Consider the following 13139-nt stretch of genomic DNA (forward strand, 5'->3'; position numbering starts at 1 on the left):
GTGTCAGGCACGACATGCGTTTCCAGCGATGAAGGTGGATGTGATGGCCGGGCTCGACGAACTCTTCGCTCAGATTCCCACTCAGCAGATCGCCAGCAGGTTCGGCGTCGACGAGGCGGAGGTGAATAACGCGGTCAAGACGCTGGTACCGGTCCTGGTCGGTGGCCTCCAGCAGAACGCACATGATCCCGCCGCCGCGAACAACATCGCCTCGGCGGCCAACAACCACGCGGCCAGCGGGCTCCTCGACGGTGGGGTGAGCGTCGATCAGGTCGACGAGGCGGACGGCTCCAAGGCGATCTCGAAGATCTTCGGTGGCAACGACACCGGCCAGGTCGCATCGGCGTTGGCCGGTGGCGGCGCCGGCAACAGCGACCTGATTCAGAAGCTGCTGCCGATCCTGGCCCCGATCGTGCTCGCCTACATCGGCAAGCAACTCACCGGGGGCAAGGCGGCGGCCGAACCTCAGGCGCAGGGCGGCGGCGGAATCGGCGACATCCTCGGCAGCATCCTGGGTGGCGGAGGCGGTGGCGCAGCTGGTGGCGGCGGTGACAATCCGCTGGGCAGCATCCTGGGCAGCGTTCTCGGCGGCAACAAGAGCGGTGGCCTCGGCGACATCCTGGGCGGACTGCTCGGCGGGAAGAAGTAGCGCCGCGTCGGGCGGCGGTGAGCCGCTCGCGGCGTCTTCCTAGAATGGCTCGGTGACCGCCGATTCCCAACCCACTGCCCGCAGCGGCCTCGACGGGTCCCCGAGCCTCCAAGCCCTGCCCAAATCGTGGGACCCCGGGGCGGTGGAGAGCACCCTGTACGAGGGGTGGGTCGACGCCGGCTACTTCGGTGCCGATCCCCGCAGCGACAAGCCTCCCTACTCGATCGTGTTGCCGCCGCCCAACGTCACCGGAAACCTGCACATGGGGCACGCGCTCGACCACACGCTGATGGACGCACTGACCCGGCGCAAGCGCATGCAGGGCTACGAGGTTCTCTGGCTGCCGGGGATGGACCACGCAGGCATCGCCACGCAGTCGGTGGTGGAGAAGCAGCTGGTGGCCGACGGCAAGACCAAGGAGGACCTCGGCCGAGAGCAGTTCATCGACAGGGTCTGGCAGTGGAAGCGGGAATCCGGCGGGACCATCGGCGGGCAGATGCGCGCCCTCGGCGACGGCGTCGACTGGAGCCGTGACCGGTTCACCATGGACGACGGCCTGTCGCGTGCTGTGCGGACGATCTTCAAACGGCTCTTCGACGCCGGGCTGATCTACCAGGCCGAGCGGCTGGTCAACTGGTCACCGGTGCTGGAGACGGCGATCTCGGACCTCGAGGTCAAGTACGAGGACGTCGAGGGCGAACTGGTGTCGTTCCGGTACGGCTCGATGGAGGATGGCGAGCCGCACATCGTGGTGGCGACCACCCGCCTGGAGACGATGCTCGCCGACACCGCGATCGCCGTGCACCCCGACGACGAGCGCTACCGCCACCTCGTCGGCCAGACGCTGCCGCACCCGTTTTTGAATCGTCACATCATTGTTGTCGCCGACGCCCACGTCGATCCCGAGTTCGGCACCGGCGCAGTGAAAGTCACACCCGCCCACGACCCCAACGACTTCGAGATCGGGATGCGCCACCAGCTGCCGATGCCCTCGATGCTGGACACCAGGGGTCGGATCGTCGACACCGGAACCCGATTCGACGGAATGGACCGGTTCGAAGGTCGCGTGGCGGTCCGTGAGGCGCTGGCCGAGCAGGGCCGCATCGTCGCCGAGAAGCGGCCCTATCTGCACAGTGTGGGGCACTCCGAACGCAGCGGCGAGCCGATCGAACCGCGGCTGAGCCTGCAGTGGTGGGTCAAGGTCGAATCCCTGGCCGAGGCGGCCGGCGACGCAGTCCGCAACGGCGACACCGTGATCCACCCGGCCAGCCTGGAACCCCGCTGGTTCGGCTGGGTCGACAACATGCACGACTGGTGCATCTCGCGTCAGTTGTGGTGGGGTCACCGAATCCCGATCTGGCACGGGCCCAACGGTGAAACCGTGTGTGTCGGACCGGACGAGACGCCGCCGGAGGGCTGGGAGCAGGATCCCGACGTCCTCGACACCTGGTTCAGTTCGGCACTGTGGCCGTTCTCCACGATGGGCTGGCCGGATCACACCGACGACCTGGCCAAGTTCTATCCGACGACGGTCCTGGTGACCGGCTACGACATCCTGTTCTTCTGGGTGGCCCGGATGATGATGTTCGGCACCTTCGTGGCCGACGATCCTGCGATCACCGGAGATGGCGCCCGTGAACCGCAGGTTCCCTTCAAGAATGTGTTCCTGCACGGGCTGATCCGCGACGAGTTCGGCCGCAAGATGAGCAAGTCGAAGGGCAACGGGATCGACCCGCTCGACTGGGTGGAGCAGTTCGGTGCGGATGCACTGCGGTTCACCCTGGCCCGCGGGGCGAGCCCCGGTGGTGACCTGTCCATCGGCGAGGACCACGCCCGGGCATCGCGGAACTTCGCCACCAAACTGTTCAACGCGACCCGGTTCGCGCTACTGAACGGGGCTGCCCCGGCGCCGCTGCCGCCCGCCGGCGAGCTCACCGACGCCGACCGCTGGATACTGGGCCGGCTCGAAGAGGTTCGTGCCGAGGTGGATTCGGCACTGGACAGCTACGAGTTCAGCAGGGCATGTGAAGCGCTCTACCACTTCGCGTGGGACGAGTTCTGCGACTGGTACGTCGAACTCGCCAAAGTCCAACTGGGCGAGGGCATCTCACATACCACAGCGGTGCTCGCCGCCGTCCTGGACACACTGCTCAAGGTGCTGCACCCGGTGATGCCGTTCGTGACCGAGGTGTTGTGGAAGACGCTGACCGGTGGCGAGTCGCTCGTCATCGCCGACTGGCCGACCGCCTCGGGATTCGACGTGGATCATGCTGCCGCACAACGGGTCGCCGATATGCAGAAGCTCATCACCGAGGTGCGTCGGTTCCGAAGCGACCAGGGCCTCGGTGACCGGCAGAAGGTGCCTGCCCGGCTCGCCGACGTCACCGCCGCGGGACTCGATGCGCACGTTCCGGCGGTGACGGCGCTGGCGTGGTTGACCCCGCCGGGTGACGGCTTCGCCCCGTCGGCCTCCCTCGAGGTCCGACTGTCGTCCGGCACCGTGGTCGTCGAACTCGACACGTCGGGCACCGTCGACGTGGCTGCCGAACGACGTCGGCTGGAGAAGGACCTGGCCGCTGCACGCAAGGAACTCGCAGGCACCGCGGGCAAGCTCGGCAACGAGGGGTTCCTGGCGAAGGCACCCGCGGAGGTCGTCGACAAGATCCGGGCCCGCCAGAAGTTGGCGGGCGAAGAGGTGGAGCGCATCACCGCCAGGCTCGAGTCGCTGCAGCGATGAGCGCCTGCGCGAAGAGCCGAGGGCACAGATGACCGTCGAGCCCGAACCCACCCCGGACGAGATCGCGTCGCTGCTTCAGGTCGAGCACCTGCTCGACCAGCGCTGGCCGGAGACCAAACTCGAACCCAGCACGGCAAGGATCTCGTCGCTGATGGAGATGCTGGGTTCGCCTCAACTCGGTTATCCGTCGATTCACATCGGGGGCACCAACGGCAAGACGTCGGTGGCCAGGATGGTCGACGCGCTGCTGACCGCACTCGCCCGGCGCACCGGCCGCACCACCAGCCCGCACCTGCAGTCGGCGGTGGAACGCATCTCCATCGACGGCAGGCCGGTGAGCCCGGCCACCTACGTCGACACGTACCGGGAGATCGAGCCGTTCGTGGAACTGGTCGACCAGCAGTCGCAGGCAGCCGGCGGTCCGGCGATGAGCAAGTTCGAGGTCGTCACCGCCATGGCGTTCGCCGCCTTCGCCGACGCCCCCATCGACGTGGCGGTCGTCGAAGTCGGCCTCGGTGGCCGATGGGACGCCACCAACGTGATCAACGCGCCGGTCGTGGTGATCACCCCGATCGGCATCGATCACGTCGACTACCTCGGCGAGACCATCACCGACATCGCGGGGGAGAAGGCGGGGATCATCACCAGGCAGTCCGATGATCTCGTCCCCACCGACACCGTCGCCGTGCTCGGCCGCCAGCCGCAGGAAGCCATGGAGGTGCTCCTGGCGCAGGCAGTGCGCGCCGACGCCGCGGTGGCCCGCGAGGACTCGGAGTTCGCGGTGCTCGGCAGGCAGGTGGCTGTCGGTGGGCAGCTGCTCGAACTCCAGGGGCTCGCCGGGGTGTACTCCGATGTCTTCCTGCCGCTGCACGGCGAGCATCAGGCCCACAACGCCGTGCTCGCCCTCGCCGCCGTCGAGGCCTTCTTCGGGGCCGGAGCGGATCGCCAACTCGACATCGACGCGGTACGGGCCGGCTTCGCGGCCGTCACCTCGCCCGGCCGGCTGGAGCGGATGCGCAGTGCGCCCACGGTTTTCATCGATGCGGCACACAACCCGGCGGGGGCCGCCGCGTTGGCCCAGGCGCTGGGAGAGGAGTTCGACTTCCGGTTCGTCGTCGGCGTCGTCTCCGTCATGGCCGACAAGGACACCGACGGAATCCTGGCCGCGCTCGAACCGGTGCTCGACCAGATCATCGTCACGCACAACGGATCACCCCGGGCGTTGGACGTGCCGTCGTTGGCGCTGAAGGCCGAGGAACGGTTCGGCCCGGAGCGTGTCATCACCACGAACACGTTGGCCGATGCCATCGAGACCGCTACTGCGCTCGTCGAGGAATCCGGCAACGAGGGTGACGGCGGTATGGGCGGGGTCGGCGTCGTGATCACCGGATCGGTCGTCACCGCCGGCGCGGCCCGAACGTTGTTCGGAAAGGACCCGGCGTGACCGAGCCGACGCAGCCTCCCGACCCGTGGAAGAGCTTCCGCGGGGTGATGGCGGGCACGCTGATTCTGGAAGCCATCGTCGTGTTGCTCGCGCTGCCGGTCGTGAACGCCGTCGGCGGTGGGTTGTCGCTCGGGTCGACGGTCTTTGTCGTGGGTTTCGCGGTGCTGCTGGTGCTGATGGCCGGTATCCAGGGGCGACCCTGGGCGATCTGGGCCAATCTGGGCGTCCAGGTGGTGTTGATCGCCGGATGGGTGATCTATCCCGGCGTCGGCTTCATCGGCCTTCTGTTCACCGTGGTCTGGCTGCTCATCGCGTATCTGCGCGCGGAGGTGCTCCGCCGGCAGAAGCGCGGTCTTCTTCCCGGGCAGCAGCCGCAGGGCGACGAGACCTGATCGCCGCGCGGTCGTCGGACAGATAGGCTGTCGGCCGTGACTGAGCGAACCCTCGTATTGATCAAGCCCGACGGTGTCGAGCGCCGCCTCATCGGAGAGATCCTCAGCCGAATCGAGGGCAAAGGCCTCACCGTGGCGGCCCTGGAGCTGAAGGACGTCAGCGACGAGCTGGCCCGTGCGCATTACGCCGAGCATGAGGGCAAGCCGTTCTTCCCGTCGCTGCTGGAGTTCATCACCTCGGGACCGGTGGTGGCGGCGATCCTCGAAGGTCCCCGGGCCGTCGCGGCGTTCCGGCAGCTGGCCGGCGGGACCGACCCGGTGGAGAAGGCGACGCCCGGCACCATCCGCGGTGACCTGGGGTTGGAGACCCAGTACAACCTCGTCCACGGCTCCGATTCGCCCGACTCGGCGGTCCGTGAGATCGAGCTCTGGTTCCCCGGCCGGTAGGACGCCGCGAAGCCGTTCGACCCAGCCTGATCGGTCCGCCCGTCGGGATGTGGGATACTGGGCGCGGGTGACCTGCCTTACAACCCAAGGTTGGCTACCCGGATGAAGACTTCGACGAGTGCGACCTCCGCAACCTGCGGCGTGGCGCCGACCGTCCAGCCATCATTCAGACCGGCACCGAGACCGTTCCCTCGTGGATCACTCGGGGCGAGACCATAACAAGTCCGGGAGTAGTTGACCCGGACACAAAAACGAAGCCCTCGCGTGGCCGCGTCAGCAACATGACGCGCCCGGGGGCTTGAGGAGAATACGTGGCCGACAATGAGAACTTGCAAGCTTCGACCCACGACCTCCCGGAAGGGACCGAGCATGTCGCGGACCCCTCCGGTGAAGCGAAGGCTGCACCGTCGCCTGAGCGACTGAGGGTGCATTCGCTGGCCAGAGTCCTGGGCACCACCAGCAAGCGGATCATCGAAGCCCTGGTCGAGCTCGACGGCCGGACCCGCAGCGCGCACTCCACGCTGGGTCGCGACGAAGCCGATCGGGTCCGCGAAGCCCTGGCCGAGCCGGAGGCCGCCGAACCCCAGTCCGAGCCTGAGCCCGTCGCCGCGGAGCCGGAGACGACTGCCGAACCTGACGCGCCCGCCGAGCCCGAGGCCACCGTCCAGCCCGAGCCGAGCGTCCAGGCAGCACCGGAGGCCGAATACGTCGCCGAGGAGGAGCCGGAGTCGCGGCTGATCCTGGAGACGCCGACCTCGAGCCCCGCCGAGCCGGCCGACTACCTGCCGCTGTTCGTCGCTCCGCAACCTGTGCGCGCGGAAGCAGTCACCAGCAGCAGCGACGAGGACGACAGCGACGAGGACGACGACTCCGACGACGACGGCTCGGACTCCGATGACGACGCCGATCGCCCGGCCGCCAAGCGCCGCAGGCGTGGACGCCGGGGTCGTGGCCGTGGCCGCGGGGAGCAGAACGGGGACGATTCCGGTTCCGACGCCGAGGGCGACCCGTCAGCGGACGGGGACCAGGCCGAGTCCGACGACGACAGTGACGGCGACGACGACAACGGTGACGACGGTTCGGGTGCCGACGGCGGCAAGACCCGCCGACGCAGGCGCCGGCGCCGCAAGTCCGGATCGGGTGACGACAACGAGGGCGGCACCGCGCCCGACGATCCGCCCAACACGGTGGTGCACGAACGTCCGCCCCGGCGTGCCAAGGGCGGCGGCGATGGTTCCTCGTCGAACAACGAGATCCAGGGGATCAGCGGGTCCACCCGGTTGGAGGCCAAGCGGCAGCGGCGCAGAGACGGCCGCGACGCCGGCCGCCGTCGGCCCCCCATCCTGAGCGAGGCCGAGTTCCTGGCTCGCCGCGAGGCCGTCGAGCGGACCATGATCGTGCGCGACAAGGTGCGCACCGAACCGCCGCACGAAGGGGCCCGCTACACGCAGATCGCCGTCCTCGAGGACGGTGTCGTCGTCGAACACTTCGTCACCTCAGCGGCCTCGGCGTCGCTGGTGGGCAACATCTACCTCGGCATCGTGCAGAACGTGCTGCCGTCGATGGAAGCCGCGTTCGTCGACATCGGTCGCGGTCGCAACGGTGTGCTGTACGCAGGTGAGGTGAACTGGGAGGCCGCCGGCCTCGGCGGCGCGCAGCGCAAGATCGAGCAGGCGCTCAAGCCCGGGGACTATGTCGTCGTCCAGGTCAGCAAGGATCCCGTGGGCCACAAGGGCGCCCGGCTGACCACGCAGATCTCGCTGGCCGGCCGCTACCTCGTGTACGTGCCCGGCGCGTCGTCCACAGGCATCAGCCGAAAGCTGCCCGACACCGAACGTCAGCGGCTCAAGGAGATCCTGCGCGAAGTGGTTCCCTCGGATGCGGGCGTCATCATCCGCACCGCCTCCGAAGGGGTCAAGGAAGAGGACATCCGGACCGACGTCGACCGGCTGCAGGAGCGCTGGAATCAGATCGACGCCCGGGCGACCGAGACCAAGAACAAAGCCGCAGGTGCCGCCGTCGCGCTCTACGAAGAGCCCGACGTGCTGGTCAAGGTCATTCGTGACCTGTTCAACGAGGACTTCACCGGGCTGATCGTCGCCGGCGAGGATTCGTGGAAGACGATCACCGATTACGTCAACGCGGTGGCCCCGGAGCTGCTGCCGCGGATGACGAGGTACGAGCCCGCGTCGGCCGACGGCCCTGATGTCTTCGCCGTGCACCGGATCGACGAACAGCTCGCCAAGGCGCTGGACCGCAAGGTGTGGCTGCCGTCGGGCGGCACGCTGGTGATCGACCGCACCGAGGCGATGACGGTCGTCGACGTCAACACCGGCAAGTTCACCGGATCGGGCGGCAACCTGGAGCAGACCGTCACCCGCAACAACCTCGAAGCAGCCGAGGAGATCGTCCGGCAGCTGCGACTGCGTGACATCGGCGGCATCATCGTCATCGACTTCATCGACATGGTGTTGGAGAACAACCGGGACCTGGTGCTGCGCAGGCTGACCGAAGCGTTGGCCCGTGATCGCACTCGCCACCAGGTGTCGGAAGTGACGTCATTGGGGCTGGTGCAGCTGACCCGCAAGAAGCTCGGCACCGGGCTGATCGAGGCGTTCTCGACCACCTGCTCGCACTGCGCCGGTCGCGGCATCATGCTGCACGGTGATCCCGTCGACTCCGGATCGACCGCGGGACGCAAGTCCGATTCCGCAGGTGGCGGTAACGGCGGTGGAGGCGGCGGAGGCGGTCGCCGCAGCAAGCGCGGCAAACGTGGTGCACGAGATGCGCAGGAAGTGCCGGTCGTCAAGGTGCCGGCGCACTCTCCCGGTGAGCACCCGATGTTCAAGGCGATGGCCGCGGCGAACGGCAAGCACGACGACGACAAGGGCGACGAGGACGTCACCGAGGGCGTCGAAGAGGTCGCCGAATTCGATCCCGAAGCGATCCGCGACGCCGTCATCGACGACGCCGACGAGGACGATGACTCGGACGACGAGGACGATGACTCGGACGACGACGACTCGGACGACGAGGACTCGGACGACGAGGACTCGGACGAAGACGACGACGAGGACAGCGATGAGATCGACCTCGACGATGACGACGACGAAGACGAGGACGACGACATCGAGGTCCTCGACGGGTCGGACGACGATGACGACGACGACGATGACGACGATGACGACGATGACGACGATTCAGACGAGGACGACGAGCCTGAGCAGCCTGTCGCCGCCGCTCCCAGCGGCAGGCACCGACGGCGCGCCGCGGCGCGACCCGCGGGCCCGCCGGCGGTTTGACCCTCTACCCGCTGGTCACGTAACCTTGAGCAGTTGTCTCCAGGGCCTACCCATGGCCGGCGGGAGACAGCAGGAAGTCCCGAGACTGTGTTCGCGCAGGTACTCGGTTCACCTGCGCCCCAGACCCGCACGCACACCCCAGGTGCTGCGCGCCCGCACGCGAAGTAGAGGATGACCATCGATGGCAGCCGAATCAGCCACGTACGCGATCGTGAAGACCGGTGGCAAGCAGTACAAGGTCGCCGCCGGTGACATCGTCAAGGTGGAGAAGCTCGACGTCGAGCCCGGCGGCACGGTGTCGCTGCCGGTCGCACTGGTCGTCGAAGGTTCGAAGGTGACCACTGACGCCAAGGCGTTGGAGAAGGTCGCGGTTACCGGCGAGATCCTCGAGCACACCAAGGGCCCGAAGATCCGGATCCACAAGTTCAAGAACAAGACCGGTTATCACAAGCGCCAAGGCCACCGTCAGCAGCTGACGGTGCTCAAGGTCACCGGCATCAAGTAACGACGGGAGCGGCAGACATGGCACACAAGAAGGGCGCTTCCAGCTCACGCAACGGTCGCGACTCCAACGCGCAGCGTCTGGGAGTCAAGCGATTCGGCGGGCAGGTCGTCAAGGCCGGCGAGATCCTGGTCCGGCAGCGCGGCACTCACTTCCACCCCGGCGACAACGTCGGTCGTGGTGGTGACGACACGCTGTTCGCCACGGCGCCCGGCGCCGTGGAGTTCGGCAAGAAGCGCGGACGCAAGTTCGTCAACGTCGTCCGGGTCGCACGCGTCGACGCGTAGGTTCCTCTCCACCGTCGAGATCGACGTTTTGCAGAGGGGCTCTGGCGCTTCGTAGGCAAAACGTAGGTTTCGTGATGGAAAGGAAGTCCGATGACCCGGTTCATCGACCGCGTCGTCGTTCACGCGCGGGCAGGCAACGGCGGAAACGGCTGCGCCTCGGTCCACCGTGAGAAGTTCAAGCCGCTCGGTGGCCCCGACGGTGGCAACGGCGGACGTGGCGGCAGCATCGTGTTCGTCGTCGATCCGCAGGTCCACACCTTGCTGGACTTCCACTTCCACCCCCACGTGGTCGCCCCGTCGGGAAAACAGGGCGCGGGCAACAATCGCGACGGAGCCGCGGGTGCCGACCTGGAGGTGATGGTGCCCGACGGCACCGTCGTCCTCGACGAGCGCGGCCGCATGCTGGCCGATCTGGTCGGCGCAGGAACACGGTTCGACGCCGCCACCGGAGGCCGGGGCGGTCTGGGCAACGCAGCGCTGGCGTCGCGTGCGCGTAAGGCCCCCGGCTTCGCACTCCTCGGCGAGAAGGGTGAGATCCGCGATCTGACCCTGGAACTCAAGACCGTGGCCGATGTCGGCCTGGTCGGTTTCCCATCGGCGGGCAAGTCGTCGCTGGTGTCGGCCATCTCGGCGGCGAAGCCGAAGATCGCCGACTACCCGTTCACGACGTTGGCGCCGAACCTCGGCGTGGTTTCCGCGGGAGATCACACCTTCACCGTCGCTGATGTTCCCGGGCTCATTCCCGGCGCTTCCGAGGGGCGCGGGCTGGGACTGGACTTCCTTCGTCACCTCGAGCGGTGCGCGGTCCTGGTGCACGTCGTGGATTGTGCGACGCTCGAACCCGGCCGCGACCCCGTCTCCGACATCGAGGCGCTCGAGGCCGAACTCGCGGCGTACACCCCGACATTGCAAGGGGATTCGACGCTGGGTGATCTCGCCGAACGTCCGCGGGCCGTGGTGCTCAACAAGATCGACGTTCCCGAGGCACGCGAACTCGCCGACTTCGTCCGCGAGGATGTCTCCGGCAAGTTCGGCTGGCCCGTCTACGAGGTGTCGACAGTAGCCCGGGAGGGTCTGCGGCCCCTGACTTTTGCGCTGTGGGAGATGGTGTCTGCCTACCGCGCTTCCCAACCCGAGGTGGTCCCTCGCCGCCCGGTGATCCGGCCGGTGGCCGTCGACGACAGCGGGTTCACCGTCGAGGCGGACGGTATGGGCGGGTTCGTCGTGCGCGGCACCCGGCCGCAACGGTGGGTGGCGCAGACCAACTTCGACAACGACGAGGCGGTCGGCTACCTGGGGGACCGACTTGCGCGCCTCGGTGTCGAAGACCAGTTGCTGAAGCTCGGCGCCCGGCCCGGGTGTGCTGTGACCATCGGCGACATGACGTTCGACTGGGAGCCCCAGACCCCGGCGGGCGTGGACATGCAGATGTCCGGTCGCGGCACCGATATCCGGCTCGAGCAGACCGACCGGGTGTCGGCCGACGAGCGCAAGGCAGCACGCAAGGCGCGACGGGAAACCGGAGAAGACGGAAGCGATGAGCGCTAGCGCGAAGAGCAGACTGCCGTGAGTACCGACCGAGCCGAATGGGCGGACTCCGTTCATCGAGAAGCTGTTCGCTCCGCACGTTCGGTCGTCGTCAAGATCGGCACCACGGCGCTGACCACCCCGTCAGGCGAGTTCGATGCGAGCCGATTGCAGATCCTCGCCGACGCGATCGAGGCGCGAATGCAATCCGGATCCGACGTGGTGATCGTGTCGTCCGGCGCGATCGCCGCGGGCATCGAGCCACTGGGGTTGAGCAGGCGGCCGACAGATCTGGCCACCAAGCAGGCGGCGGCCAGCGTCGGACAGGTCGCTCTGGTCAACTCCTGGAGCGCGGCATTCGGGCGCTACAACCGCACGGTGGGGCAGGTGCTGCTGACAGCGCACGACATCTCGTTGCGTGTGCAGCACACCAACGCTCAACGCACCCTGGATCGGCTTCGGGCGCTGCACGCGGTGGGCATCGTCAACGAGAACGACACCGTGGCCACCAACGAGATCAGATTCGGTGACAATGACCGACTCTCGGCGCTGGTGGCCCACCTGGTGGGCGCGGATGCGCTGGTACTGCTCAGTGATATCGACGGACTCTACGACGGCGATCCGCGCAAAGCGTCCCCCGACAATCCGGCGCGCTTCATCCCGGAGGTCGACGGTCCCGCCGACCTGGCTGGGGTGACGGCCGGACGTGGCAGCCACCTGGGTACCGGTGGCATGGTGTCGAAGCTCTCGTCAGCCCTGTTGGCCGCCGATGCCGGCGTGCCGGTGCTGCTGGCCGCCGCGGCGGATGCGGAGACCGCGCTGGCCGACGCGTCCGTGGGCACGGTCTTCGCGCCGCGCGCCACACGTATGTCGGCGCGCAGGTTCTGGGTGCGCTACGCCGCGGAGGTCGCCGGGACATTGACACTCGACGACGGCGCGGTCAACGCCGTGGTCCGGCAACGACGTTCACTGCTCGCCGCAGGCATCACGGCGCTCTCCGGTCGGTTCTACGGCGGCGATGTCGTCGAGCTGCGGGCACAGGATTCAACGGTGGTGGCGCGCGGCGTGGTCGCCTACGACGCAGCCGAGCTGGCGACCATACTGGGCCGGTCCACGTCGGATCTACCCACCGAGATGCGTCGTCCTGCCGTGCACGCCGACGACCTCGTCGCTGTCTAGCGTGGAATCGGCGTCAGATACAGTGCGCCCCAGGCTATTTCGGTCAGCACGTCCGCGAGCTCGGCATCAAAGGTTGCGGGTTTGACAGGCAGATTCTGGTGGCAGGTCCGCTCGACCATCCACACGAGGGCGCTCGCTGTCGTTTCCGGTGGCAGCTGCGACCGAATCGTGCCCGCCGCCTGACCGCCGGCGACAACAGCCGTGAAACTCTCGATCACCCCGGCCAGCAGTTCGCGGTAGGTATCGCCGACCGCTGCGTCGTAAGCCGCCATCTCGTTGAGTGCGACCAGGACGGGTTGGTGTTGCCGGTAGATGGCGATGATGCCGGACATCGCCGCGTGTACGTCGGCGGGATCGCGGCGGTCCGACACCGACCACCAGCGTTGTGCTCCGCGGGTGAGGTCGTCGAAGACCTGGGTGGCAAGTCGGCGAAGCAGATCGCCCTTGTCCTCGAAGTAGATGTAGAAACTCGCCCGGGAGATGCCGGCTTCGGTGGCCAGTCGGTCGACGCTGAGTTCGGTGAAGCTCGCGCCCTCACCCATCAATCGCTCGGTGGCCTCGAGCAGCCGATGTTCGATCTGCGCGCGCCGCTCCTGTCGACCGACCGGGGGCTTTCGGGTAACTGACGGCATCGCTGCAGCTTATCGGAGCAATCGGCATATTGACTAGACAT

11 protein-coding genes are annotated in these 13139 nt (G+C 67.6%); 10 read left to right on the plus strand and 1 reads right to left on the minus strand.

Going from position 1 to position 13139, the window contains the following annotated elements; translation table 11 throughout:
* The first annotated feature begins 43 nt into the window (after positions 1-43).
* The 10 genes from ABDC78_RS27045 to proB all read left to right on the plus strand — a co-directional run bounded on the left by ABDC78_RS27045 (position 44) and on the right by proB (position 12466).
* Positions 44-649: a DUF937 domain-containing protein gene (locus ABDC78_RS27045; protein WP_178356911.1), complete on the plus strand. Its 606-nt coding sequence runs from the start codon at positions 44-46 to the stop codon at positions 647-649.
* Positions 650-764: 115 nt separating this feature from the next.
* Positions 765-3386, plus strand: a complete 2622-nt coding sequence (locus ABDC78_RS27050; RefSeq protein ID WP_218620231.1) for a valine--tRNA ligase — start codon at positions 765-767, stop codon at positions 3384-3386.
* Positions 3387-3414: 28 nt separating this feature from the next.
* Positions 3415-4830 (plus strand): Mur ligase family protein, encoded by a 1416-nt coding sequence (locus ABDC78_RS27055; RefSeq protein ID WP_178356909.1) that lies wholly within the window; start codon positions 3415-3417, stop codon positions 4828-4830.
* A 47-nt stretch (positions 4831-4877) separates the two neighbouring features.
* Positions 4878-5222, plus strand: coding sequence for a DUF4233 domain-containing protein (locus ABDC78_RS27060; protein WP_178357207.1), 345 nt, complete (start codon positions 4878-4880; stop codon positions 5220-5222).
* A 36-nt stretch (positions 5223-5258) separates the two neighbouring features.
* On the plus strand, positions 5259-5669 hold the full coding sequence (gene ndk, locus ABDC78_RS27065) for a nucleoside-diphosphate kinase (protein WP_178356908.1): 411 nt from the start codon (positions 5259-5261) through the stop codon (positions 5667-5669).
* A gap of 425 nt (positions 5670-6094) precedes the next feature.
* Positions 6095-8971 carry an Rne/Rng family ribonuclease gene (locus tag ABDC78_RS27070; RefSeq protein WP_347133545.1) on the plus strand — a complete coding sequence of 959 codons (2877 nt, stop codon included), beginning with the start codon at positions 6095-6097 and terminating at the stop codon, positions 8969-8971.
* Positions 8972-9152: 181 nt separating this feature from the next.
* Positions 9153-9476 (plus strand): 50S ribosomal protein L21, encoded by a 324-nt coding sequence (gene rplU / locus ABDC78_RS27075; protein ID WP_178356906.1) that lies wholly within the window; start codon positions 9153-9155, stop codon positions 9474-9476.
* A gap of 17 nt (positions 9477-9493) precedes the next feature.
* Positions 9494-9760, plus strand: a complete 267-nt coding sequence (gene rpmA / locus ABDC78_RS27080; protein ID WP_178356905.1) for a 50S ribosomal protein L27 — start codon at positions 9494-9496, stop codon at positions 9758-9760.
* A 90-nt stretch (positions 9761-9850) separates the two neighbouring features.
* Positions 9851-11308 carry a GTPase ObgE gene (gene obgE / locus ABDC78_RS27085; RefSeq protein WP_178356904.1) on the plus strand — a complete coding sequence of 486 codons (1458 nt, stop codon included), beginning with the start codon at positions 9851-9853 and terminating at the stop codon, positions 11306-11308.
* An 18-nt stretch (positions 11309-11326) separates the two neighbouring features.
* Complete coding sequence (gene proB / locus ABDC78_RS27090; protein WP_178356903.1) at positions 11327-12466, plus strand: glutamate 5-kinase; 1140 nt, start codon at positions 11327-11329, stop codon at positions 12464-12466.
* Here the strand turns inward: proB and ABDC78_RS27095 are convergent.
* Complete coding sequence (locus ABDC78_RS27095; protein ID WP_178356902.1) at positions 12463-13098, minus strand: TetR/AcrR family transcriptional regulator; 636 nt, start codon at positions 13096-13098, stop codon at positions 12463-12465. The genes proB and ABDC78_RS27095 overlap by 4 nt on opposite strands.
* Positions 13099-13139: the final 41 nt, after the last annotated feature.

The sequence above is a fragment of the Mycobacterium sp. DL genome (assembly GCF_039729195.1).
GTDB classification, from domain to species: domain Bacteria; phylum Actinomycetota; class Actinomycetes; order Mycobacteriales; family Mycobacteriaceae; genus Mycobacterium; species Mycobacterium hippocampi_A.